Source organism: Rossellomorea aquimaris, from assembly GCF_008180865.1.
In the GTDB taxonomy this organism is placed as follows: domain Bacteria; phylum Bacillota; class Bacilli; order Bacillales; family Bacillaceae_B; genus Rossellomorea; species Rossellomorea yichunensis.
Genome location: NZ_VTEX01000003.1, coordinates 524,614 through 549,356, shown reverse-complemented (window position 1 = coordinate 549,356; position 24,743 = coordinate 524,614). Strand labels below are relative to the sequence as shown.

Annotated in this window: 20 protein-coding genes and 2 rRNA genes; 18 read left to right on the top strand and 4 right to left on the bottom strand. The window is 41.9% G+C overall.

What is annotated here, in order from left to right:
• The 5 genes from FZC88_RS15265 to FZC88_RS15245 all read left to right on the top strand — a co-directional run.
• Window positions 1-168 (top strand): 23S ribosomal RNA (locus FZC88_RS15265); the annotation flags it as partial.
• A gap of 103 nt (window positions 169-271) precedes the next feature.
• Window positions 272-388: ribosomal RNA gene (gene rrf, locus FZC88_RS15260) — 5S ribosomal RNA — on the top strand.
• Window positions 389-570: 182 nt separating this feature from the next.
• Window positions 571-1,410, top strand: coding sequence for a tyrosine-type recombinase/integrase (locus FZC88_RS15255; RefSeq protein WP_187443647.1), 840 nt, complete (start codon window positions 571-573; stop codon window positions 1,408-1,410).
• A 271-nt stretch (window positions 1,411-1,681) separates the two neighbouring features.
• Window positions 1,682-2,125, top strand: coding sequence for a hypothetical protein (locus tag FZC88_RS15250; protein WP_148995521.1), 444 nt, complete (start codon window positions 1,682-1,684; stop codon window positions 2,123-2,125).
• Window positions 2,126-2,220: 95 nt separating this feature from the next.
• Window positions 2,221-4,029 carry a hypothetical protein gene (locus FZC88_RS15245; RefSeq protein WP_148995520.1) on the top strand — a complete coding sequence of 603 codons (1,809 nt, stop codon included), beginning with the start codon at window positions 2,221-2,223 and terminating at the stop codon, window positions 4,027-4,029.
• 56 nt (window positions 4,030-4,085) lie between these two features.
• Here the strand turns inward: FZC88_RS15245 and FZC88_RS15240 are convergent, their stop codons facing one another.
• Complete coding sequence (locus FZC88_RS15240) at window positions 4,086-5,240, bottom strand: c-type cytochrome (RefSeq protein ID WP_148995519.1); 1,155 nt, start codon at window positions 5,238-5,240, stop codon at window positions 4,086-4,088.
• A 193-nt stretch (window positions 5,241-5,433) separates the two neighbouring features.
• Between FZC88_RS15240 and FZC88_RS15235 the strand changes: the two genes are divergently transcribed.
• From FZC88_RS15235 to FZC88_RS15215, 5 genes are all read left to right on the top strand, one after another.
• Entirely contained in the window at window positions 5,434-6,264 is an 831-nt protein-coding gene (locus tag FZC88_RS15235; RefSeq protein ID WP_148995518.1) for an SGNH/GDSL hydrolase family protein, read from the top strand.
• 968 nt (window positions 6,265-7,232) lie between these two features.
• On the top strand, window positions 7,233-8,183 hold the full coding sequence (locus FZC88_RS15230) for a hydroxyacid dehydrogenase (RefSeq protein WP_148995517.1): 951 nt from the start codon (window positions 7,233-7,235) through the stop codon (window positions 8,181-8,183).
• Between the two features lie 120 nt (window positions 8,184-8,303).
• The gene (locus FZC88_RS15225; RefSeq protein ID WP_148995516.1) at window positions 8,304-8,648 is read left to right on the top strand and encodes a UxaA family hydrolase; all 345 of its coding nucleotides are present in this window, start codon (window positions 8,304-8,306) and stop codon (window positions 8,646-8,648) included.
• 2 nt (window positions 8,649-8,650) lie between these two features.
• Window positions 8,651-9,808, top strand: a complete 1,158-nt coding sequence (locus FZC88_RS15220; protein ID WP_148995515.1) for a UxaA family hydrolase — start codon at window positions 8,651-8,653, stop codon at window positions 9,806-9,808.
• Window positions 9,809-9,885: 77 nt separating this feature from the next.
• Window positions 9,886-10,962 carry an Ldh family oxidoreductase gene (locus FZC88_RS15215; protein WP_148995514.1) on the top strand — a complete coding sequence of 359 codons (1,077 nt, stop codon included), beginning with the start codon at window positions 9,886-9,888 and terminating at the stop codon, window positions 10,960-10,962.
• Window positions 10,963-11,013: 51 nt separating this feature from the next.
• On the opposite strand, the gene FZC88_RS15210 is transcribed toward FZC88_RS15215, so the two are convergent.
• Together FZC88_RS15210 and FZC88_RS15205 are read right to left on the bottom strand one after the other, a co-directional pair.
• A complete protein-coding gene (locus FZC88_RS15210) occupies window positions 11,014-11,712 on the bottom strand; it encodes a FadR/GntR family transcriptional regulator (protein ID WP_148995513.1) in 699 nt (232 codons plus the stop codon).
• Between the two features lie 181 nt (window positions 11,713-11,893).
• A complete protein-coding gene (locus FZC88_RS15205) occupies window positions 11,894-12,958 on the bottom strand; it encodes a YeiH family protein (protein ID WP_262371879.1) in 1,065 nt (354 codons plus the stop codon).
• Window positions 12,959-13,392: 434 nt separating this feature from the next.
• Between FZC88_RS15205 and FZC88_RS15200 the strand changes: the two genes are divergently transcribed.
• From FZC88_RS15200 to FZC88_RS15185, 4 genes are all read left to right on the top strand, one after another.
• Window positions 13,393-14,391, top strand: coding sequence for a TRAP transporter substrate-binding protein (locus FZC88_RS15200; protein WP_148995512.1), 999 nt, complete (start codon window positions 13,393-13,395; stop codon window positions 14,389-14,391).
• A 14-nt stretch (window positions 14,392-14,405) separates the two neighbouring features.
• Entirely contained in the window at window positions 14,406-14,984 is a 579-nt protein-coding gene (locus FZC88_RS15195) for a TRAP transporter small permease (protein WP_148995551.1), read from the top strand.
• Between the two features lie 18 nt (window positions 14,985-15,002).
• Window positions 15,003-16,283 (top strand): TRAP transporter large permease, encoded by a 1,281-nt coding sequence (locus tag FZC88_RS15190; RefSeq protein ID WP_148995511.1) that lies wholly within the window; start codon window positions 15,003-15,005, stop codon window positions 16,281-16,283.
• A 246-nt stretch (window positions 16,284-16,529) separates the two neighbouring features.
• Window positions 16,530-19,610 (top strand): cell wall-binding repeat-containing protein, encoded by a 3,081-nt coding sequence (locus FZC88_RS15185; RefSeq protein WP_148995510.1) that lies wholly within the window; start codon window positions 16,530-16,532, stop codon window positions 19,608-19,610.
• Window positions 19,611-19,676: 66 nt separating this feature from the next.
• Here FZC88_RS15185 and FZC88_RS15180 read toward each other — a convergent pair whose 3' ends face one another.
• Complete coding sequence (locus FZC88_RS15180; protein ID WP_148995509.1) at window positions 19,677-21,041, bottom strand: FAD-binding oxidoreductase; 1,365 nt, start codon at window positions 21,039-21,041, stop codon at window positions 19,677-19,679.
• A 173-nt stretch (window positions 21,042-21,214) separates the two neighbouring features.
• Between FZC88_RS15180 and FZC88_RS15175 the strand changes: the two genes are divergently transcribed.
• From FZC88_RS15175 to FZC88_RS15160, 4 genes are read left to right on the top strand one after another with little or no spacing between them, the layout of a single operon-like run.
• Window positions 21,215-21,883 carry a GntR family transcriptional regulator gene (locus tag FZC88_RS15175; RefSeq protein ID WP_148995508.1) on the top strand — a complete coding sequence of 223 codons (669 nt, stop codon included), beginning with the start codon at window positions 21,215-21,217 and terminating at the stop codon, window positions 21,881-21,883.
• A complete protein-coding gene (locus FZC88_RS15170) occupies window positions 21,880-22,893 on the top strand; it encodes a TRAP transporter substrate-binding protein (RefSeq protein WP_148995507.1) in 1,014 nt (337 codons plus the stop codon). The genes FZC88_RS15175 and FZC88_RS15170 overlap by 4 nt, the downstream gene beginning before the upstream one ends.
• A gap of 60 nt (window positions 22,894-22,953) precedes the next feature.
• Window positions 22,954-23,445 carry a TRAP transporter small permease gene (locus tag FZC88_RS15165; protein ID WP_148995506.1) on the top strand — a complete coding sequence of 164 codons (492 nt, stop codon included), beginning with the start codon at window positions 22,954-22,956 and terminating at the stop codon, window positions 23,443-23,445.
• On the top strand, window positions 23,442-24,725 hold the full coding sequence (locus FZC88_RS15160; RefSeq protein ID WP_148995505.1) for a TRAP transporter large permease: 1,284 nt from the start codon (window positions 23,442-23,444) through the stop codon (window positions 24,723-24,725). Before FZC88_RS15165 ends, FZC88_RS15160 begins: the two co-directional genes overlap by 4 nt.
• The last annotated feature ends 18 nt before the right edge of the window (window positions 24,726-24,743 follow it).

Below are 24,743 nucleotides of genomic sequence, written 5' to 3'. Positions count from 1 at the left end.
GAAGGGATAAGTGCTGAAAGCATCTAAGCATGAAGCCCCCCTCGAGATGAGATTTCCCATCACGTATGTGAGTAAGATCCCTAGAAGATGACTAGGTAGATAGGTCAGAGATGGAAGCATGGCGACATGTGGAGTTGACTGATACTAATCGATCGAGGACTTAACCACAAAGAGTCATTTTTTAAATGAACAACAATTGGTCGATATTCGGCTTTCTTGACATCAATTCTTTATCTAGTTTTGAAGGAACAATCCTTCAATTGAATATTCGTCTGGTGATAATGGCGAAGAGGTCACACCCGTTCCCATGCCGAACACGGAAGTTAAGCTCTTCAGCGCCGATGGTAGTTGGGGGATCTCCCCCTGTGAGAGTAGGACGTCGCCAGGCAAATGTGAAGAAAGAGTAGCTCTTAGGAGTTACTCTTTTTTTGTGGCTTGGTTAAATTCTAATTTCAAAAAAAGGATTATTCCTCCCTCATTATACCCTTCTACGTTCGGAGAAGTTGACTTCTTCATCTATAAGTTCTACGATAATAGTAAACAAAGGCTTGATTCGAAAGGGTGGTACTCTTGCAAGGATCTTCTAGTACTACAATTGATCAGTTTTTAACATGGCTTGAACATGAAGGAAAATCATCAAATACCATCTCGACTTACCATCAGGAGCTTAAGAAATTTGAGAAGTGGCTTCAACAGAATCACAGAGAGTTAAAAGACATTACTCATCGTGAAGTTCAGGATTACATTCTATTTTTAGAAGAAAAGGGTAAGAGTCCGATCACGACGGATAAAATCTTGGGAGTGATACGTACTTTTGCAAAATATTTAAAAAAACCTGACATTACGTTTGATATAAAGATTAAACAAGGAAGCAAAAAGGATGAGATCGAAACGCTGTCTAAGTATGAATGTGAAGCGCTTTTATCAGAAGTAAGGGAAAGTGAAAATGAAAGAAATATAGCGATTGTGTATATGCTGCTTCATACGGGGATACGGGTATCAGAGCTTTGTGCCCTTAATATAGCGGATATGGATCTGCAAAAGAAACAAGTAAGCGTTTCGGATACTCATGGGGATCAACGGATTATCCCTCTGTCGGAAGAAGCAGTGCATTCTCTTTCTGACTATATGGAAGCTATCCAACCACAGGAAGCATTGTTCGTTTCTAAATCGAATGAGCGATTAACGGAGAGATCGGTCCAATATATGCTTAAGAAGTTCCATATAAATGCGCAAAAGCTGCGCCATACATTTTGCCAGCATCTTATCGATCAAGGTGTCAGTCTTGAAGTGGTATCAAGGCTTGCCGGTCATAGAGATATTAATGTAACAAAGAAATATGCAAGGTCACAGGTACCTGAAGCAGAATTTGAAAATGCGATCCGAAGAACGTTTTCAAAGGATTGCTGACGATGATTTGATTGGAAGTGGCAAACCTGAGGAATCAATTGGCCATTAAAAGGTGGAATGCTCTACCGTAGCATGGAGTACAGTTTGGACTATGATGATCATAATCTGTTTTGCTTGCGAGAAGTATGGTCGGAGTAATTGAGCAATAACGAAAAGGAACTCTTTTATCAAACGAATGGTAAAGGGTTCTTTTTTTAGTTGGATATGTGATTCGTTTCACAAGTGGATATGGTAATATAAACAATATAAAAACAATCTCAGGTGATGTCTAATGAAAGATCTTTACAACAAAGCATTGGCGGCTTTCATATCGCCATTGTTTTTTGCTCTGTTTATGGGGTGGGCAATGTATACCCCTATGGAAGAAAGAGAATATGAATGTTGTTATATGAATTTTATTGATGGTTTTGTCATGACGATCATGCCTTCAATTCCCATCTATCTTGTGTTTGGACTATTAGGGGGTTATCTGATTGATAAGGTGACGGATGCTCTGAGAATTAAGCGTAGAGTATATTTGTTCCAACTCATGTTGTATATAATAGTAGCTGTTTTTCCTGGATTGTTCCTTGGCGTCACGTCAGATGGGTTAGGATTGACTATGGTTTTTGCCATTTATAGTGTTCCAGCTACACTCATTTACTACCATGTCTTTCTCTGCCTTCATCACTTTGAAAAGTTTAGTAACAAAAGAAGAAAAATGGAAGAAGCTTAAACAAGGAGTTTCCTTGTTTGTATGATGGGTTGTGCCAATGAAGAATGGTATAATAAGTGAATCTATTAAACGTTTTATGCGTATCAGGGGGCCTCATGTTTACTTCTATGTTTTTCTTACTCTTATTGTTTCTATCCCTAGCCGGATGGGGATTGTTTTTCCTATATAAGGTGAAGATTCATCCTGCCTTTATACCGTTATTTCTTTTTTCAAGTGTTACGACAGTACTTTTTGGAGCCGGGTTGATGAATGGTATGCCATCGGCGGCAAACTTCGTCTATTATTCCGGTTTACTTTTATGTTTGATTTATCTGCTATTATTCCTTATAAATAAGTTATCATTTAAACCTTTGGCGCATCCTTCGCTGGTGTTTTTCTCTTTGGCTGTTTTGTTTGTGATGGTTTACATGAGGGGGAGCCTCTTTTTAAACTATGATGACTTCAGCCACTGGGGGTTAGTGGTGAAGGAGATTGTAAGGCTTGATGGTCTGCCGGATGCCAGTACGTTGGTGACTTTTCAGAACTATCCACCTGGAAGCGCTGTATTTATTTATTATTTTCTTGAACGATTAGGATTCCATGAGAGTTTGGCGTTGATGGCGCAGGGGTTCATGACGATGGCTGGATTCACTGTTCTTTTCACGTGGAGTTCCTGGAAGAAACCGTGGACGGTTATTCTGCCTTGGGTCATTTCCTTAACACTCCTGTTAGTGAATGCAAAGATCTTCTACAGTTTATTGGTTGATATCATCTTGGGATCAGTCGCTTTAGCTGTTCCTATTATGGCATATTTTTACCGGAAAGATTGGAAAAGAATGTTGCTGGTGAATCTTCCAATCGTACTCTTTTTGATTCTATTAAAGGATAGCGGGAAGGTCTTCCTCCTGTTTAACGGCATTGCTATGTCAGGAATATTGATTGCATCACACCGGGAAGGGATTGAAAAGAGAATCGATAAGGTCATGCCATATGCTTCATTGGCTTTATTGATGGTTCTTCCTTTAGTGATGAATATACTTTGGCATACTTATACGATAAATGCTTATAGCGAGAGTTATGGGGATAATAAGTTTGCAATTACGGAGGATAAACTGAAGGATATCCAAAAATCGGATGAGTTCCTGGCAAGTTTTGATGGGATGATGATGAATGCTGCATTGAACCCCTTGTCTTCTCCTCATGTGATGTCATTATTGGTGATGAATCTGACCGCTCTTATATTAATTGTCAGTATGAAGCGTAAATTACCGAAGGAACTTGTATATTCTGTTGTCCAATTTAATCTCTTCTACCTACTTTATACTTGTTCTTTATATTATATGTATGTATATCTGATGCCGGAAAACGAAGCGTCCAGACTTGCAGGATTTAACCGTTATCAGTCGACCATTACCGTGTATGTAGGCGGATTGCTCATGACATCGATTGTGTATGTGTGGTCCAAATATGCGAAGTCCTTCAGACGGGTGACGGGTATCTTGTTGGCGGCCTGCTTCTTATTGCCCTACATCGGACACCTGGGAGTCCTGGTGACACGTCCGGAAGCACATGTTGAACTTCGGAGGGACGTGAAAGAGTTCTCTTCTCTGATTAAAACATCAGGGGTATCAGAACCTATGATTACGTATTATAGTCCGGGAAGTGCCGAGGACGGGGGATATTTCAGCTATTTGATCAGGTATGAACAATTGTCGATGAACTATTCTTTCATCAAAGGGGTTGAAAAAGAAGATCAGCTCGCTTACTTATTGGAAGTATTGATGAAATCGGATTTCTTGATGGTGCTGGAAAGTGATGCTTATTTGAAAGATGGGTTATCTCCGTATACAGACCATGAAATTTCGGAAGGTGTGTACCGGGTAAAACGTGAGAATGGTCAGTTTGAATTGGTGCCTGTGAATTAAAAAGCCAATCCATTGTGTATTAGACAATGGATTGGCTTTTTTATCCATACACTGGATTAATCATGTCCGTATTCTTCTAAGTTTATTAGGAAATCAGCCAATAGCCTCGCTTCGTCAGGAGATACAAGTCCAGCAGGCATATTATCATTCCCATTTTCCAAAATGGTGATAATGTTTTCTTCTGACATCCTTTGACTTAACCCGACCAAGCCAGGACCTGCTCCGCCTTCCAAGTAGCTTCCGTGACAACTGATACACGTATCTTTTATTATCTCAATTGGCAATCTTTCTCTCTGTGCCTGGACTTCTTCAGAGAACACTTCTTTTACACTGATGGTTTCATTCATGACTAAGCGATTGTTCTCTAAGGCTATAATCCGATAGGAACTAGTAAATCCTTTGATCATTTCTGTGCCGTCTTGATAAGTGATCTTGAATTCTTCATATGTATCGGCAGTGAATTCGGACGGGGTATTTTCCGTGATACGTTGAACTTGAACGGTGAGCACTTCTTCTTTCAAACCCCTTCGATTAATCGTCTTAATCGATTCCTGGCTTTCTTTATACATTTTTCCGTAAGGATCTAATAAAGGTTCGATGGATGAAAAGTCTTCCTTTCTGATTGCCTCCATACCTAATACAACATAATTTTCCACTAGTTCCCTTATGTCCTCATCTTTAACAGGTGGGGCTGCCGTATTTTCCTCCATTGGTTTAGCTTTGACGGGCTTAACGGTTTTCTTTTCTTCTTGAGCAGAGACTGTTTCTGATTGAATGGGTGCCTCGGACATCGGGGTTATATGGTTAGAAAAGTTATCGGATTGACTATCAAATCTTGCGAATATAGATTGAATGGGAGATTCTCCGAAGTTAACACCTCTCGTTTGAAAATAGGCAGTAGGGGAATAAATACTATCCCAATTTGCCGTTACATCTACTTTCACCACGAACCTTTTGTCATCAGGATGTTGATTAAAGAGAACTCTTATCTGCATATCCTTTTTCTTATAATCGGCCAGGTATTCGTTCAAAGTGTCTTCGCTAAAGAATCGATCATTCGCTTCAACATAGGATGCCACATCATAAGCAACTTCTTCAGCAGCGGGTTTTGCCACAAAGAGATAGAGCGACCATTCCAGTGCTTTAAGCATAACGAGTCCAAGGAAGAAGAAGGTAATCAGCCCTTTGGTTATATTCTTCATTATTGTCATCTTACTAGCTCCTGATATTCATAATGTATTCCTGTTTAATATCGGCTACTAGTCTAATATGTTTATTTAAAACCCAAATAAAACCAATTATTTTGTCGTAACTTTTCGAACCTCCATCTACACGTATATACAAATTCTGTACTCTATCTCCTCTATCATATGATTCATAGACTTTACGTTATGGGGGATGAGTATGAGGAAGTTTTGGTTGGGTGTTCTGGCCATTGTCACATTATCTACATTAGCGGGTGGTAAGTACCATTGGGATCAAAGGGTTTCGGCTGTTCAGGTGAAAGGTCATACGGAAAAAGTATCGGGTTATCGAACAGGTATGAATATGGAAGAGAAGAAAGAAGAGGATGAGGAAAAAGTTGCGGCTGAAGAAGTGAAGAATAGACTGGTGAAATTAGACAAGTTGAATTATCTTCCGCCAGAATTAAAAGAAACGTTTAAGAAAAAGATTGAGGGAGACGAACCAGTCCACCTGATGCTTCTTGGCTCTTCTTCTACTTCTGGGAAGGAAGGGGCGTGGCCGAAAGAACTAGAAAAGGCACTGCTCGACAGGTACGGCCACGATTTAATAAAAGTGACATTGAAAGAAATCGCCGAAAAAACTTCCCAACAGGTTGTGAAGGAGGAATTACATAAACCACTGGCTGATATGAAGCCGGATATTCTCTTGCTGGAACCATTTCTACTGAATGACAACGGGGAAATAAGAATGTCGAACCGCATAAACAACCTTGAGACGATCCTTGGAGATTTCAAGAAACAGAATCCTGAAATCACATTCATCATCCAACCGGCCAATCCAATTGCAGGTGCTTATTACTACCCTCAGGAAGAAACTGATTTAGAAAAGCATTCCAGAGGGGAAAAATACGTTTATCTTAATCATTGGGATGCATGGCCGGATTACAATAGTAAAGAATTAAAGGACTATTTAACAGAGGAAAATATACCTAACGAAAAAGGAAATAAGGTCTGGCTCGATTATTTAATGAAGTATTTTATAAGGGGATAGCTCTCCGAGGTCTTCAATCCATTGCGGTTGAGGGCTTTTTTATTGATTGAAAAAAGGTCATTATAAGAATTAAAAAGTAGACGAAACAAGCGAGATCTTTCTACGTACTTAATTTTGATTCATGATAGTGTAGTTTCCGGAGCAGGTGTTCTTTCATTTTTTCATCAAGACAGTCCTGTATCAGGGTGTAATAGTAAGTGGCGAGAAACTTATGGATCATCTTCATTATGATCTTCACTCCCCTTATGCTTTTTTATTTTATTTTCCACTATAAAAGATCTCGAATATATAGGGATTGTTATTTATTTTTATTACAAAATTTGCAGGTGTAACGACCGGAACTGACAAAACCACTCCAAAAGGATGAGATTACGGGTTTTGTCGATTGAAAGTAGGAGGAATATCCTGAAATCTTAGTAAACACCTATAATTGGATTGCCAAAATAGAGAGGTGAACGAACTTGAAAAAATTCTGAAACATTCTTTGAAAGTGTTAACCGGAGCACTGACAATGCATTATTGATGGTAGAAATGATAGCATTTGCTGAAGTGAAGGTCCCATCAAGAAGCACTTCATGGTATTTGGTGGAGAAGGTGCAGTTGAGATGAGAGTGGAGTTGTAGAAAAGTTAGTGGAGTATAAAGATGATTGAATCGATTCGAAAGGGTCCTGTGCTATTTTCACATAGTCCAGGACTTTCTCTTGTATGTTAAACGATCGCTTAACTGTCCTAACATTGCTGTGAGAGGGGTGGATTTGATTAATCAAACGTTTGTTTAAAAATAATTGGGAGGAAAAGTAAAGGTGCATTTATAGGAGGGGTTTTGTATTTAGGTAGAACCGGTCGGGAACATAAAGAATATTCAAAAAATAATTGACCAGGCAAACGCGAAGTGATTAAATGATAAGTAGATATTGGTTGGGTGACCAAACCATAATGTGGTGACTATCAAAAGGGAGGATTCTAAATGAAAGCATTGATCACAGAGTTAATCTGGAGAGAAGGAATTGAAGAGCTGAAGAATCAAGGGTTTGAGGTCGACTATGATGAAACCCTTTGGAACGATAGAGAAAGGTTGCTTCAAGTTCTTCCTTTATACGATGCGGTGATTGTAAGAAACCAGACAATCGTTGACGAAGAATTAATGGAAGCAGGCACCCGCATTAAGGCAATCGGCAGGCTCGGGGTCGGGTTGGATAATATTGATGTTAAACGGGCGAAAGAGAAAGATATTCCGGTAGTGTTTGCCCGTCATGCCAACGCAACTTCTGTAGCGGAATATGTACTCACAGCGATTCTAAGCTCATCAAGACCCCTCCATTTGGCAAGTTCCGATGTTCGCAACGGACAGTGGAATCGAAAGAAATATACAGGTGGGGAGCTTTATCAGAAAACCCTTGGATTGATCGGTCTTGGGGAAATTTCTCACCGTGTAGCGAAGCGCGCCAATGCATTTGGCATGAACATCATCGGGTATGATCCGTTCATCACAGAGTATGATCATGTGGTTTCTGAAACCGGTGTAGATGTAAAAGAAACCCTTCAAGAATTGTTGGTGGAATCAGATTTCATTTCCCTCCATGTCCCTCTTTCGCCATCAACGCAGCATCTCCTTTCAACAGCTGAATTAAATAGAATGAAGCCATCTTCTTATGTTATTAATACTTCAAGAGGTGGCATCATTGATGAACAAGCCCTGGCTTCAGCCTTGCAGAATCAACAAATAGCAGGAGCTTACCTGGATGTACTAGAACGTGAACCGATACTGGGCTCACATCCTCTCCTTCTTTGTGAAAACGTCACCATCACTCCTCATATCGCAGGATTGACAGAAGAGTCCCAAGTCCGTACGTCCTTTTTAGTGGCAAAGGAAATTGGGAAAGTATTAAAAGGCGAGCGTTCTCTATGCACTGTGTAAATTGTCGAAATTAAATTCTGAAAATTTAAATAATCTCATTGACTAACAGATTGATAGGTGGTTTAATAAAGATATATTAAGTGGTTGGGTCACTCAACCAATATAAAAGGAGGCACCATAATGAGTCACAATAGTCAGGCAGGTACGGTTACAGAAAGAAATGCACAAGATTCAAAAGCGGTGAGCACTCATAAGTTTCTAATCCATCACAATGGTGATCATGTAGGAGTTGCCACGTCACCGATTGCAGCAGGGGAAAAGGTGATAGGGATTTTCATGGATGACAATTCAGAAGTAGAAGTCACCTCAAAAGGGGATGTTCCATTAGGCCACAAGATCTCATTGGTTTCTTTAGAGAAGGATGAGCCAGTGTTAAAATATGGCGTTCAAATCGGTATTACAACGGAAAAATGGGAAGTAGGCGACTACGTCCACACTCATAACATTAAAACGGCGAGGTGGTAAGGATGGAACAAACATTATATGGTTATCGCAGAGAAAATGGTAAAGTTGGAATTCGTAATCACGTCATTATATTACCGGTGGATGACATTTCAAATGCTGCTTGTGAAGCGGTAGCGAGACAGGTCCAAGGTACAATGGCTTTGCCTCACGCGTACGGAAGACTTCAGTATGGACCTGATCTTGATCTGCACTTCAGGACAATGATCGGAACAGGTTCCAACCCTAACGTGGCAGCTGTGGTCGTGATTGGAATTGAAGAGAACTGGTCGAAGAAAATTGCTGATGGAATTGCTGAAACCGGAAAGCCTGTTTCGTACTTCTCCATTGAAGGAAACGGGGATTTAGAAACGATCCGGGCTGCTTCATGGAAAGCGAAGGAGTATGTTCAGTGGGCTTCGGAGCTTCAGAAAGAACCGGTAGAACTAAAGGACTTAACCGTCAGTATCAAGTGCGGTGAGTCTGATACAACGACTGGTCTTGGATCCTGTCCTACAGTGGCCCAGGCGGTCGATCGTTTGGTAGAAGCCGGCGCTACTGTATTCTTTGGAGAAACATCCGAATTGACAGGTGGCGAACATCTCATCCGCGGTCGGATGGCGACGCCTGAGTTACACGAGAAATTCATGGCGGTCTACAATGACTATGTAGGTGAAATTGATTCCAAGGGAGTCGATTTATTAGGATCTCAGCCTACTCAAGGTAATATTGCCGGAGGACTTTCTACCATTGAAGAGAAAGCACTTGGTAACATTGCCAAGACCGGAACGAAAGAGGTTATTGGCGTATTGGATCCTGCTGAAGCACCGGCTAATGGAAACGGGCTTTATTTCATGGATACGTCCTCTGCAGCGGCAGAATGCATTACTCTCATGGCAGCCGGTGGAGCGGTCCTGCACCTTTTCCCGACAGGCCAGGGAAATATCATCGGCAACCCGATCGAACCGGTTGTGAAAATTACGGCGAACCCTATTACGGCGGGTACGATGAGCGAACATATTGATGTGGATGTGCAAGGACTCCTTTCTCGTCAAATTTCCTTGGAGCAAGCGGGAGATCAATTAATGGAAATGATTTGCCGTACGGTGAATGGACGACTCACTTGTGCAGAAGCATTAGGTCATAAAGAATTCGTCATGACGAAGTTATATCGCAGTGCTTGATTTCTTACTCCCTGCACATTTTATGTGTGGGGAGTCCATGTTTATGGAGAAAACATTATGATGAGAAGGAGCAGAAAATGACTACGTATGCTGAATCTGATTTACGTCAATTTTGCAAAAAGCTGTTAGAGGAAATGGGGATGATGGAGGATCATGCTGCAGTCGTGGCAGAATCCCTTTTAAGGGCTAATCTAGAAGGGGTGGATAGTCATGGTATCAGCAGGCTTTCCATCTATGCAAAACGGTTCAGCGATCAAAGGATCAACCTGAATCCAACCATTCAGATGGAGCAAAAAAGTCCTTCTGTTCTCGTAGTGAACGGTGATAATGGGCTTGGTCATGTCATCAGCTATAAGGCGATAAAAAAAGGAATCGAGATGGCAAAACAGAGCGGTGTAACAGCTATCGCGATTAAAAATAGCAATCACTTCGGGACAGCCTCATATTTTTGTCAACTGGCTTGTGAACAAAATCTTGCTTGTATCGGTTTCACCAATTCACCCCCGGGTATAGCTCCGTGGGGAGGAAGGGAAGCTTTCTTTGGCACGAACCCTATGGCATTCGGTTTTCCTACGGGGGATGATCAACCTGTCATTATTGATTTATCCACGAGCGTTGTAGCAAGAGGGAAAATCATTTTAGCAGAAAAACAGGGACAGACGATTCCAGAAGGATGGGCAATCGATGAAAAAGGGGAACCGACTAATGATCCGAAAGCGGCGTTGAATGGTTCTGTCCTGCCTCTAGGGGGAGCAAAGGGGTCAGCCCTGGCACTGGCTGTCGAAATATTGACTGGTCTCTTAACGGGGGCGGCATTTGGTCCGCATGTGAAGAGTATTTATGAGGATGAGGAAAAGGAAAACGCAAATGTGGGTCACTTTTTCATTCTCATGGATATAGAAAAGTTCATCAACCTGAATGTATTCTTTGATTCTATTAAAAACTTATTAGAAGAAATGAAAGCTGTCCCGAAAGTCACAGGAAACGATGAAATCCGTTACCCGGGGGAAAGAAGAAAAAGGGAATGGGATAAACGTCAACGGGAAGGAGTGCAGTTATCCGAAAGTGTAGTGGAAGAATTGTGCTCATTAGGCAGCCAATTTGGAGTTGAACTCCCTGCCCCATTGTCTTCTCAACAACCCATCAACAGATAACCCAAAAGAGCCGGCTTCCCAGGTGGGGAAGCCGGCTCTTTCAATGTGAGGTTAAAGGGAATCTATATTTTCCTTAATGGAATGTTCCACGCTCTCTATATGTTCTTTCATATATTTCTGTGCCAGATTAATATTGTTTTGTTTCATGGCTTCCAGTATCTTGGCATGCTCTTGGACCGACTGTAAGGCTCTGCCGGGAATTTGGATCGACTTGGTACGTGATTCTGATAATAGATCAATAAGGAAATTCATGATTCGGATGAGAACAATGTTATTTGAATTGTTCGCTAATGTTAAATGAAATTTATGGTCAAGCTCTGCCAGTCTTTCATAGTTCACTTCGCCAGCTCTCAGGATCTCATTGGCTTCTTCCAGGATGTGTTCTAGTTCACGGAATTGCTCTTCGTTGGAGTTTTCAATGGACCATTTTACCGTCCATTCTTCGAGAATCTTACGCACAGAGAAAAAATCATTAATTTGATCAGAAGATACAAAAAAGGCTTCTGTCATTTTTTGTATCTGATGTTCAGGTGTTGCAACGAATACACCTGTTCCGTGTTTCGCTGTTATATAACCGTAAGCTTCCAGGATCTTATATGCTTCTCTCACCGTATTCCGGCTGACGGAAAGCTCGATCCCCATTTCCCGTTCTCCGGGAATTTTGTCCCCGACTTTAAATTCCCCATCTTGTATTTTCTTCTTTATGCTATCTGCCACTTGTTCAGATATGCCTTTTCGATTTAATTGCATACAATCGCCCCTATCCATCTGTGAAATGGTAGCTTTTATCAGGTTGACTAAACCCTCTTAGATTTGAAAATGTTTTGATTCTCATATGAATAGATACATGTCATGACAGGTATTATTCTGTATATTCAGTGTACCATGTCGAGTGGCTCAACCTCTAGTGAAACATTTGGCACTTTCCCTTTTACAACTTAGTAAGGAGAATCCCCAATAGTATTAAAGCAAAAGATCCTAGGACACCTGTGACCAGCACCTTGGAGCTTAGTTTCTTGAATTCCGAGAAATTGACGCTAAGGCCCAAACCGGCCATTGCCATGGATAAGAGTAAAATACTTAATGCGATAAGCATTTGTGTAAATGCGTCAGGAAGGATTCCCACGGTATTGATTAAGCACATGAACAGGAATCCGAAAATGAACCAAGGAACGGGTAAGTCCTTGAATGTCCGCTTTTGTGCAGGAGTTTTCCCGCTTTTTTTGGAAAAGATGGAGCCTAACACTATGGCAACAGGAATAAGAAGGGCAACTCTCCCAAGCTTAACCAGAATGGCTGTATCACTGCTGACGTCTCCACCAGGTGCAGCAGCTGCGATCACGTGGGCCAATTCATGCAGGGTAGCACCTGTCAAAACACCGTATTCATACGGATTGAAGCCGAGTACTGGGTATAAAAACGTATAGAATATCGTTACAATCGTTCCCATAATGGCAATGAATGCCACTGAAATAGCAGTCAGTTCCTTTTTTGCTCCTATCAGCGGCGCAACCGCGACTATGGCTGCAGCTCCACAAACGGCCGTTCCGACCGCAATCAAAGTAGAGAGATGACGATCAATGGACAGAAGCTTTCCCAGATACATCATAAAAACCAAAGTGAACACAATGACTACAACATCAATGATTACAATGGAGAAGCCGGCGGAAAGGATTTGTTCAAAGTTTAATCGTAATCCCATCAGGATTATACCGGCCCTTAATAGAATTTTGCTGCTGAAGGTGATCCCTGAGGCTGCATCTGCAGGTACTTCCATCAATCCCTTCCAGCTCATCCCGAGAAGAATGGAAAGAATCATCACTCCCATGACTGAGAAGATGGGATAATCGGCTATAATCCCCGCAAGTAAAGCAAGCACTAATGTTAAGATAACTCCTTTCATCCAACCCTTTTTCAAACGTAATGATTTACGCATCTTTCTGGATTCCAAGGAAACAGACGATTCTTTCGTCTTGGCAGCTCCAATCGGACTCACTTCAAAACCCCCTTATAGACTTATAAAATACGCGAATGGTACAGTGACCCAACCAATATATTTTAATTAAACCACTTTTAACTTGTTCATTCAACGATTATTTTTTTGTAAATCATGAAAAAGTATTGATTTTTTAGAAAATTGAAAATAAAATAAGTGGTAGTGGTTGGGTGACTGTACCTAAGTGTGGAAAATGCTAAAGTGTTCCCTAAGTCCCATTGTTTTTAAATTTGAAGGACTTGAAATGGACAGTCAAGAATACATAGCATGGAATTCCTTTATTAGGTTAATCTTTGTCACCCTTTGGACTTGAAGAAGTCATGATGATGGCTATGTCATGACTTTATGCTGAGGGTTTTTTAACATCTAGAATGTAATCATTTCATCTACAGAAAATTGTAAGGGTTTACATTTTGTTAGTAGGAGGGTGTTACATGAAAAAGTACGTGGCATTTCTAACCATCATCATGATGATCCTGGTAAGTGGATGTTCAAACATGGCAAAAGGAAATGAACGACCTGCAGAATATGTGCTGAGGCTTGGTCATCTGCAGACGGAAACGCATCCTTATCACAAAGGGGCGTTAAAGTTTAAAGAGCTGGTAGAAGAAAGATCGGACGGAAAGATTCAAATTGATATTTTTCCGAGCAGTCAGTTAGGGAACGGCCGTGATCAAATTGAAGGTGCCCAGATTGGATCCATTCATTTCCACATAGGTTCTGTCGCTCCTGTCACCAACTTTGCACCGAAGTTCAATCTTCTTAATCTTCCATACCTATTTGAAAGCAGGGAACATGCTTTCAAAGTGCTGGATGGTGAGATTGGAAACGAAATTGCCTCCGATTTGGAGAATAGAGGACTCATTAATCTAGGTTATATGGAAAACGGCTGGAGACATATGACAAATAACAAGAAGGCCATTAAAACGAGCGCTGATGCAGCGAATTTAAAGCTCCGTGTTCAAGAATCACCACCCTATATCTCATTCATCAAATCACTGGATTCAACTCCTGTCCCCATTCCGTTCGGGGAACTGTATACTGCTTTAGAGCAGCATGTGGTAGACGGCCAAGAAAATCCACTGGCTCAGATCTACCTTAATAAATTCAATGAAGTCCAACAATACTTATCCTTAACCGCCCACAACTACGATGCCGCCGTATTCATCATGAGTAAAACAACCTTTGACACCCTCCCGGAAAATCTACAAGAAGTAGTCGATGACGCTGCAAAGGAAGCCGTCCAATATGAACGACAGGCAGCTCTTGAAGATGAAAAGAAACTACTCGAGGATTTAAAGAAGACAGACATTCAGATTGAGGAAAATCCTGACAGAGAGTCATTCAGAAAAGCAGTTGAGCCTGTATACAAGGAGTTTGAAGAATCTATTGGAAAAGAGTTATTTGAAAAGATAGAAAGTCTAAGGGAATAAAAGGGGGCTATATGTTGAAACAGTTCATCTCTCAATTGAGTAATAGGGTAGATCGGATCAGTCGATGGGTTATGATAGGGTTCTTTATGGTTGCATTCGTTATCACGGTATATCAGGTTTTTTCCCGTTTTGTTCTTCAAAGCACAATCTTAAATGAAGCTTTGCCCATGGTTGACTTTTCAGTATTTAACTTGACATGGGCGGAAGAACTCATTCGTTATTTATTTGTGTGGATTGTATTTTTAGGTATAGGTATTGTATACAAAGCAAAAGGTCATGCCCAAGTGGAAATCCTGCATCATTATTTATCTGAAAAGCCCAAGAAGTATCTTCATTATTTTATGGAAGCGATAAACTCAGCTCTGTTTCTTTTCCTCATATTTTTTGGCGCCAGAATCCTGCAATATACGAATCTGCAAATCTCTCCGGCAATGGGGATCAACATGACACTCATCTACGTTACAGTACTGTTCAGCTCAATTATCTGCCTTCTCCATTCTGTAAACAATATATATGATGTGAGACAGGGAAAAGTTGACGTCCAAGATGCGATGAAGGTAGAAGAAGTTCAGCAGCAAACAAATATAAGTTAATGAAAAGGGGGAGATAGTATGACCGTTGCCGTAGTAGCTCTTGGTATTTTGTTTCTTTTGATGCTGATAGGAGTCCCGATCGCCATATCTCTCATCTGGGCTTCCGTAGCCGGATTTCTGGCAAGCATTTATTATGTACCACTGGAAGTCATTCCTCAGAGGTTGATCACATCTACGGATTCATTTCCACTACTGGCCATCCCGTTCTTTATGCTGACAGGAGAATTCATGATGTCGGGAAGCATGGGACGGAGGATTGCGGCTTTTGCCTTTGCAACGGTTGGCTGGATCCGTGCAGGCTTGGCACAGGTATCCACGTTAACGAGTATGTTTTTTGCAGGAATTTCAGGTTCAGGGGCTGCTGACACGGCAGCAGTCGGGAAGATGATGATCCCCATGATGGAGCAAAAGGGATATGACAAAGGCTTCGCTGCTGCTACGGTAGCGAGTGCAGGTACGATCGCAGTGGTCATTCCCCCTTCCATTCCCATGATCGTGTATGGAGTTACAGCTGGTGTATCAATCGGGGATCTATTTACGGCAGGGATTGTCCCGGGAATCATTATCGGTCTTTCCATCATGATGTTAAATTATTGGATTACAAGGAAGAATAACTACTCCGAAGAAGCAGGAAAGTTTGAATTCACTACGTTTAGGCGTACATTATTCGAAGGGGCACTTGCTCTCGTCCTGCCGCTGATCATCATTTTCGGGATTCGTGGAGGGATCTTCACTCCGACCGAAGCGGGTGCTGCAGCCGCGGCGTATGCGTTCTTTATTAACAAGTTCGTTTATAAAGATATGGATTGGAAGGACATACCCGAATCATTCCTTAGGGCGGGTAAAATGACGGCGATGGTCGTATTTATTATCGCAGCGGCCAACTTATTCGGGTGGCTCTTGACAGCAGAACAGATTCCGCAACAACTAACCCAACTAGTGACAAGCATCTCGGACAATAAGGTACTCATATTACTCATGTTCAATATTATATTCTTTATCGCAGGCTGCTTCTTAAACGCTTCTGCTGCGATTACGATCTTGACACCGCTGCTTCTGCCGATCGCCATGGGAGTAGGAATCGATCCTGTCTTTTTCGGAGTCGTAATGGTTGTGAATCTTTCCATCGGCTTAATCACACCTCCAGTAGGATTAGACCTCTTTATCGTCAAAGGGATCGCAGATGTCTCCTATGATAAATTAATCCGGGCAGTCACACCTTTCATTATTGTCATGGTATTAGACCTATTACTCATCACTTACTTCCCGGCATTGTCCATGTTCCTGACCCAGTTATAAGGAGGGACGGACCTCTATTATTGATAGAGCCAGCCATTGTTCATCATGAACAGTGGCTGGCTCTTTTTTTTGAAGGTTGTGCCTCCATTTGGTGTGGCGGAAATAAAATGATGGGTTAAATGGAGTAGATATTAAAAACCGGACGTGCACGACATATTTTTCCTTAAAATATAAAATATTTCCATTTAATGATTTCTGTGGTTTAATAGATTCTGTAGTTTAATTTTACATTGGTGGAGGTTCTACATGAAAAAGAGGATTCGTAGTTTAGTAGCTTTGGTTTTCGTTTTTTCGTTAATTTTCAGCCAGTTTTCTGTGATGGAAACCAAGGCGGAAGAGTCTGGTGTACCGAATGAGGAAGGAACGTTGGCGATTGGGACACCGGTCGATGGGGAATTCGATGTCTCTGAAAACGTTCATTGGTATAAGGTTGATCCTTCTGAAAGTGAAATGACAGATTATACCCATTTACGAATGAAGCTTCAATCAGAACTGGAATTAAATGTGACGGTTTATTCCAGTCTGGAAAATGCTATCGATAATCGAGCCTTTGATCGATATATGGGTTATTCTTATCAGAATGAACCAGCGATCATTGACTTCCCAATTTCCTGGGTCGGTCCTTACTATATTAAGATTGAGTCCTATGGAACAGAAGAAGAGTATGCAGAGTTCGAAGAAGAGTTTGAAGATATGGTGATTCCATACACGATCAGTTACGATGGCATTACGTTACCTCCTTCTGATGAAGCCATTGCTGAGGAGTGTCCAGCGGAGTTAAGCACGAAAGAAAGAGAAAATGGAAAAAGTATTTTAAGAGATTTACGTACCGTTCGTGAAACGGTCTTAGCGAAAACGGAAAAAGGTCAGGATTTGTCGGCTCTTTATTACAAAGCGGCTCCCTTTATCAGCTCGAAAATGGTCTTCAGTAAAACACTGCGAGATAACGTCTACCATGATCTTGTTCAATTAAAGGACTTGTTTGCCGATGTTGCGGCTAATGGCAGTGCAAGTTCATATAAAATCACAAAAGAAGACCAAAAAGCCATCAATAACCTGTACAATAATGCAATTGAATCGACACCTGGGTTCATCCAGGAGAAAATAGAGAACACAGGTAAGAACGTCGGGATTTCAAACCTGACAAATTCAACGGTTTCTACTATTCTGGCTGAAGCAGGTCTTTCTCCTATTAAAGCTGCGAGTGATGATACTCGTTTACTCGTAAAATTAAAAGATAAAAAAGATGTAGCAAGTATCCAGGGGAAAACAAAATCAATGGGTGTTGAATCCATTACCCCGTTAAAGGCGAAGGATTCATTCTTCTCCAATCTATATGTTGTAGAAGTCGATGGCGACGGTTCCGATAAAGTATCTACCGCCTCATTAAAAGCTACTTCAAAAGAGATTGCAAAGCTGCCTGAAGTCGAGTTTGTTGAGCCTGTCCAACAATACAAAGCACTGTCATCCGATGCTCAATATCCTTATCAATGGTCTCTACAAAATAACGGAGACAATGGTGGGAACCCCGATGCCGATATTCAGTACGAGCAGCTTCAGGAGCTTCTGAAAGAAAAAAATCTTGAAGATACAATCATTGCTGTAGTGGATACGGGTGTAGACCACACGCTGGCAGATCTGAGCGATCAAGTGCTAAAGAACGATGGCTATAATTTTGTCAGCCGCAGCTCAGACGCGATGGATGACCACGGTCATGGAACCCATGTATCCGGAATCATTGCAGCAGAAGCGAATAATCACTATTCGATGGCAGGAATCAATCCTCACACGAAGATTCTTCCTGTTAAAGTACTTGATGCTTCCGGAAGCGGTGATACAGAACAAATCGCTTATGGAATCAAGTATGCAGTCGATCACGGAGCCCAGGTCATTAATTTAAGTCTTGGCGGTTCTTACAGCCGTGTCATTGAATACGCATTGAAATACGCTCATGACCATGGAGTGACCGTGGTTGCCGCAACAGGTAATGACGGAATGGAAGAAATTTCGTACCCTGGTTCATCCAAATATGTTGTTTCTGTTGGAGCGACGAACAATATGGATCTTGTTTCAGATTACTCAAACTTTGGAAATGGGATTGATCTTGTGGCACCGGGAACAGATATTCCAAGTCTGGTACCAGATGGAAACGTGACCTATATGAGTGGAACCTCTATGGCGACACCACATGTGGCTGCCGTAGCGGGTTTATTGCTATCCCATGATGCTGCGTTAACTCCCGCTCAAGTAGAGAGAGTATTAACAAGAACATCTGTCGATATTACATTCGACGAAGAAGATAACCCAGGTAACGGCTATTATTACGAAGATGAGTATCCATATCCTGCAGAATTGATTCTTCCGGGTTATGATACTGTATCCGGCTGGGGAAGGTTGGATGCCTTAGGTGCCGTTACAGGAATCGATCAAGCGGATATAGGCAAGGAGAGAATCTTTGGAACTGATCGTTATGAAACGGCAGTGAAGGTTTCAAGTAACGGCTGGGAGCAATCTGATGTAGCGGTCATCGCAACGGGGCGTAATTACCCTGATGCATTAAGCGCCACACCTCTTGCTTATCACCACAACGCACCATTATTGTTAACCAATACGACAACCCTTCCTGAGTCGGTGAAGGACGAATTGAATCGCCTGAAAGTGAAAAAGGTGATTCTGGTTGGGGGTAAATCGGTTATTACAGCCAACGTCGAGAAAGAAGTAAAGGATTTAGGAATCAAGACGATTTCACGCATCAGCGGAGCCGATCGTTATGAAACATCCGTGAAGATCGCAGAACAGTTAGGTTTTACAGATCGAGCAGTCGTAGCAACCGGGCAAAGCTTTGCGGACGCCCTTTCCATAGCCCCGATAGCGGCTTCCTTGGAAATGCCGATTTTATTAACAAAGAAAAGTGGAACACCGGATTCTGTTCGCAGTTATATGGAAGAGAGCATGTTTGAGCAGTTCTACGTTATCGGCGGAGAATCAGCTATTCCGGAAACGGTTGTTGAGGAGTTCATGAACTATGAGCGATTAAGCGGAAGTGACCGTTACGAAACGAATAGCAGCATCATAAGCTATTTCGCTGGTGAATTGAACATGTCCACACCGTTCATCGCAACAGGCAAGAACTATCCTGATGCCCTGGCTGGTTCTGCACTGGCAGCGGTAGAAGGAAATCCCGTGGTGCTGACCCATCCTAAAGAGGCACAGTTTACAACGATGGATACTCTTGCTATGTTTGCTCCGGTTACCGACATGTATTACATTCTTGGTGGAGAAGGAGCCATCTCTGATTCGGTGGTTGAATCACTTTTGGCACAATAATGAATAATATTAAGCCTCCATTTGATGCCTTAGTGTATCGAATGGAGGCTTTTTAATAGGTATGAGTTAATAGAATATCTTACCTGGGTTCAATCTATTTTTGGGATCCAGGAGTGTTTTAAAAGATTTCATCACTTCAACAGCCCCTCCATGTTCCCTTTCTTGATACTTCATCTTCCCGAGGCCGACACCATGTTCGCCCGTACAGGTACCGCCAACTTCTATTGCTTTCAATACGAGTTTCTCATTAATCGTTTCTGCCTGTTTCACTTCACAGGGAACATCAGGGTTATATACGATGATCGTATGGAAATTCCCATCTCCCACATGTCCGAAGACACCTCCGGCAAGGCCGCTTTCTTCTATATGTTCACGGGCATAGACGACTAAGTCTGCCAGTTTAGAAATCGGAACACATACGTCTGAACCCGCTACGGCCATTCCTTTGATATGACGGTAGGCATAGGCCAGCTCATGCCGTGCCCGCCATAATTCAGTACGTTCTTTTGACCCGCTTGCACGCGCCCAATTCCCGCATCCCGATTCATCCATTAATTCTTGTACAAGAGAAGATTCTTCCTCTGCTGAACCTTTGGTACCTGAGAATTCGAAAAAGAGGGAATGCTCTTCTGGAAATTGATAGTCTCCATAGGCATTTACTTGCTTGATACTGCTGGCATCAACAAGCTCCATTCTTACGATAGGGATGCCGCTCATTAATACTGCATGAGCAGCCTCCGCACATGCTTTAGGTGAAGGGAAGGTGCAGCGGGCAGCGATGATGTGTTCCGGGATGCCGTGCAGTTTTAAGGTGATTTCTGAAATAATCCCCAAAGTTCCCTCTGATCCTACAAAAAGGCTGTTTAAATGATAACCGCTTGAGGATTTTTTTGCTTCACTACCTGTTTTTATGATTCTGCCGTCTGATAAGATCACCTCCAGGTTCAACACCTGATCTCTCATCGAGCCATACCGGACGGCTGTTGTGCCACTGGCATTCGTTGCAGTCATCCCCCCGATGCTCGCATCAGCACCGGGATCGATCGGGAAATATAGTCCATGCCGATTTATTTCTTTATTGAGCTCCAAACGGGTGATTCCGGGTTGCACCGTAACCGTTAAGTTTTCGGGGTTAAAGGAAATTATTCTTTTCATTCGTTCAAAGTTCATTGAAATTCCACGCTTTACAGGTATGGACTGCCCATCTAATCCTGAGCCGGCCCCATAGGGAGTTACCGGGATGTCATATCGATTAGCTACCTGCAAGACAGCGGTAATATCGTCCCTCGTTTCGGGAAACACCACAACTTCCGGTTCAGAAGGAGGATGAAATGATTCATCTTTACTATGGCGGTATCGGTCACCTGCACTTGTGCTTATTTTTTCTTTCGTAAGAATAGCGGTTAATTCTGTCATCCAATCTATGGTCAATCTAAGTCACCTTCCTAATATTTATAATATTCTAAAATTTATATTTACAAATAGACTAGCATAAATTATCATAATTGTATACGGTATACCTCCTCGTTAAGTATGCGGTATACCACTAAATCACCTAGTCATCATGAAGAGAAAATAAAAATAAATAGATGGGAGGGAGTGACTTGCAGAGAATCATTAAGAAGGAAACGTTAGCTGAGCAAGCCTTCAATTTAATCAAAAAAGACATTATTTCTGGTAAGTTGGCACCCGATGAAGAACTGCCGGAGAAAAAGCTTGCTGAGGAATTAGGAATCAGTCGAACCCCGATTCGGGAAGCGTTGAAGAGACTTGCAGCAGAAGGACTCATTATGATTTCAGATTCTAAGATGGCAACGGTCGCTTCATTTACCGAAGAAGACGCCTTGCAGTTCCTTGAAATTCGCGAATTATTAGAAGTATATAATCTTGAAATCATTGCAGATACATTTCAAGATCGATTACTGGAAGAATTAAAGGAAAACTTGGAATCTCAATGGCAGGCGATTAAAGAAGATTGTTATGAGGAGTTTATTGAGCTTGATCGTGAATTTCACCTTCTGTTAGCAAAAGAAAATCCAAACCCGAAGCTTAGAGATATGATACATACATCAAACACCGGAGTAAACCGTGCATTTCTTGTTCTTTCAAACACTCTCCGGTTAAGTGCCAAAGAGGCTTATGAAGAGCATAATCGCATCTTCACAGCACTTCAATCAAAGCATGTCGAAACAGCAAAAAAAGAGATGTCGGCACATATGAAAAACATTGAACGCAGAATTCAAGGATATTATCAAGAGGAGGAAGCAAATTGAAAAAATTCATTCCATTATTATTGATTGCCATACTGTTTATATCAGCATGCGGACGTCCCAGTGGTTCTTCCAGTGAAGGTGATAAAGATACCTACACGATCCGGATTGCTCACTTAGTACCAGAGGAACAGTCTTCACATGTTGCTGCGGTAACGTTTAAAGAAAAACTGGAAAAAGAATCGGACGGTCGAATTAAAGTGGAGCTTTACCCTAATGGTCAGCTTTATGGATCAGATCGCGAAGCAATTGAAGCTGTTCAATTAGGGAATATTGAAATGACGATTCCCGCCGTTGCCCCCCTTGCCTCATTTAATGAAAAGTTCTTAGTGTTCGATTTACCTTTCCTCTTCAATAGTAATGAAGCAGCCTATAGAGCCCTTGATGGTGAACTTGGTCAAGAACTGATGGCCGATTTAGAAAAGAATGACCTTAAAGGCTTGGTGTTTGGAGAAAATGGTTTCCGACACATGTCAAACAATAATGGGCCGATTGAAAACCCTGAAGAATTGAAAGGATTGAAGTTCAGGACTCTAGAAAATCCCCTTCACACAGATACGTTCAAAGCATTCGGAGCTAACGCATCACCATTCGCATTTGGTGAATTATATACTGCATTGCAACAGGGGACATATGATGCCATGGAATGCCCGGTTTCACTTTATTACACGAATAAGTTTTATGAAGTTCAGGACTATCTATCTCTGACAGGACATGTGTATGCGGCAACTGCTTTGTTAATGAATAATGATTTCTACAATGAATTACCTGAAGATTTGCAAAAATTAATAACAGAAGCATCTGAAGAATACCGCGATGAGCAACGTGGGTTAGCTCAGGAACAAGATGTGGAATTCTTAAATAAGCTGAAGGAAAACGGTATGCAGGTGAATGACTTAACGGATGAACAAAGAGATGCTTTCCGTGAAGCGGCATCGTCTGTTTATGACCAATACGTACCGAAGATCGGTGAGGATTTAGTCGACAAGGCGTTAGAGGCAAACAACCAATAACGAAAATAAGAATCAAGGTTCACCTCCTTGATTCTTCGTTTTTTGAAAGGAGCAGCACACATGAAAAAGAAATTCGAGTACTTCGAAGAGTTGATTCTAGTCCTCACTTTAGCCATTATGGTTGCCCTTATTTTTGCTCAAGTGGTCGGAAGGTACGTCTTTTCTTCAGCACCAAGCTGGACTGAGGAAATGGCTCGATATATTCATATTTTCCAAGTGTGGATAGGTGCCAGCTATGCCGTGAAAAAAAGGCAGCATATCCGAATCGAGGCATTTATTGATTTATTTAGAGGAACATCAAGAAAAATACTTGAAACATTCGCGTTGATCATTTGGTTTGGACTAGCCGTATTCCTTGCATTCTTTGGAACGCAACTCGTACTCGCCAGTTTTCAAAATGGACAAATTACCCCGGCCATGCAAATTCCGATGTGGCTGCCATTCCTTGCGATTCCTATAGGCGGGGCAGGAATGGCTCTGCGTCTTGTTCAACAGTTCATCATGATTTGGCGCACGAATGATGACGTACCTTCTGAGGAGGTACAAGTATGACCATTGCTTTACTCTTTGGGTCCCTTGCGCTTTGTTTACTCATTGGTGTTCCGATTGCCATCTCACTTGGGGTTTCGGCTCTTGTAGCCATTTACTTCGGGTCTACATTGCCCCTTGCCATCATTACTCAGAAAGCATTTACGTCCCTGGATTCCTTCCCTTTATTGGCGATTCCGTTCTTTATGCTTGCAGGCATTTTAATGGGAAAAGGAGGAGTTTCACAACGGCTTTTAAACCTCGCTACTGCCATGGTTGGATGGATGGTTGGAGGGCTCTCCATGGTTACCATCGTAGCCTGTATGTTCTTTGCAGCCATTTCAGGATCTGGACCGGCTACTGTTGCTGCCATAGGAGGATTCATGATTCCAGCTATGAAAGCACGTAACTACGGAGGGGGATTTGCCTCAGCCGTGGCAGCTGCAGCAGGATCAATAGGAGTCATCATACCTCCAAGTATTCCTTTTGTATTGTACGGCGTCATCGGAGGAGTATCTGTTGGAAGTATGTTCTTAGCTGGAATCCTTCCCGGATTTCTCATAGGTATTGGACTGATGTTTACTGCCTATGTGATTGCAAAGAAAAGGGGATATGCTCCGGAAGAACAAATTTCATTCCATTTTAAAGATGTTGTGAAAGCAACCAATGATGCGAAATGGGCGCTGCTTATTCCTGTCATCATCTTAGGTGGGATATATGGAGGGGTATTCTCTCCGACTGAAGCTGCCGTGGTAGCTGTCGTGTACTCATTAATCGTTGGTTTATTTGTCTATAAAGAATTAACGTGGAAGTCAGTATTCGAGAGCTTCCGTGAGGCAGTCGTGATTAACGCTACCACCATGATCATTATTGGTTTATCTGTTTCCTTTGCGTATTTTATGACTTTAGAACAAATTCCAAATGATATTTCTGTATTTTTAACGGATCTTTCGACGAACCCGCTTATCATACTCATTGCAATCAATATCCTTCTGTTAATTGTAGGGATGTTCATTGATACGATTTCTGCTTTAGTAGTCCTTACACCGATACTATTGCCCATCGTTACAGCAGTAGGAGTAGATCCTGTACACTTTGGAGTCATCCTGGTAGCGAACTTAGCAATCGGGTTTATCACGCCACCTCTAGGTGTGAATCTATTCGTAGCTTCGAGTGTAGGAGGGGTGCGATTTGAAAAAATTGCCTGGGCGATAGTGCCATTTCTTGTTTCCATGTTCATTTGTTTACTCGTTATTACATTTTTCCCGCCGTTATCTCTCTGGTTACCAGGATTTACGAAGTAGTGTGGAAAAGAGAAAGGT

What these genes read in the sequence shown, in the direction of transcription:
- FZC88_RS15250 (WP_148995521.1), top strand. Translation starts at nt 1,682, where the DNA reads ATGAAAGATCTTTACAACAAAGCATTGGCGGCTTTCATATCGCCATTG.
- FZC88_RS15245 (WP_148995520.1), top strand. Translation starts at nt 2,221, where the DNA reads ATGTTTACTTCTATGTTTTTCTTACTCTTATTGTTTCTATCCCTAGCC.
- FZC88_RS15240 (WP_148995519.1), bottom strand. Translation starts at nt 5,240, where the DNA reads ATGACAATAATGAAGAATATAACCAAAGGGCTGATTACCTTCTTCTTC.
- FZC88_RS15235 (WP_148995518.1), top strand. Translation starts at nt 5,434, where the DNA reads ATGAGGAAGTTTTGGTTGGGTGTTCTGGCCATTGTCACATTATCTACA.
- FZC88_RS15230 (WP_148995517.1), top strand. Translation starts at nt 7,233, where the DNA reads ATGAAAGCATTGATCACAGAGTTAATCTGGAGAGAAGGAATTGAAGAG.
- FZC88_RS15225 (WP_148995516.1), top strand. Translation starts at nt 8,304, where the DNA reads ATGAGTCACAATAGTCAGGCAGGTACGGTTACAGAAAGAAATGCACAA.
- FZC88_RS15220 (WP_148995515.1), top strand. Translation starts at nt 8,651, where the DNA reads ATGGAACAAACATTATATGGTTATCGCAGAGAAAATGGTAAAGTTGGA.
- FZC88_RS15215 (WP_148995514.1), top strand. Translation starts at nt 9,886, where the DNA reads ATGACTACGTATGCTGAATCTGATTTACGTCAATTTTGCAAAAAGCTG.
- FZC88_RS15210 (WP_148995513.1), bottom strand. Translation starts at nt 11,712, where the DNA reads ATGCAATTAAATCGAAAAGGCATATCTGAACAAGTGGCAGATAGCATA.
- FZC88_RS15200 (WP_148995512.1), top strand. Translation starts at nt 13,393, where the DNA reads ATGAAAAAGTACGTGGCATTTCTAACCATCATCATGATGATCCTGGTA.
- FZC88_RS15190 (WP_148995511.1), top strand. Translation starts at nt 15,003, where the DNA reads ATGACCGTTGCCGTAGTAGCTCTTGGTATTTTGTTTCTTTTGATGCTG.
- FZC88_RS15185 (WP_148995510.1), top strand. Translation starts at nt 16,530, where the DNA reads ATGAAAAAGAGGATTCGTAGTTTAGTAGCTTTGGTTTTCGTTTTTTCG.
- FZC88_RS15165 (WP_148995506.1), top strand. Translation starts at nt 22,954, where the DNA reads ATGAAAAAGAAATTCGAGTACTTCGAAGAGTTGATTCTAGTCCTCACT.
- FZC88_RS15160 (WP_148995505.1), top strand. Translation starts at nt 23,442, where the DNA reads ATGACCATTGCTTTACTCTTTGGGTCCCTTGCGCTTTGTTTACTCATT.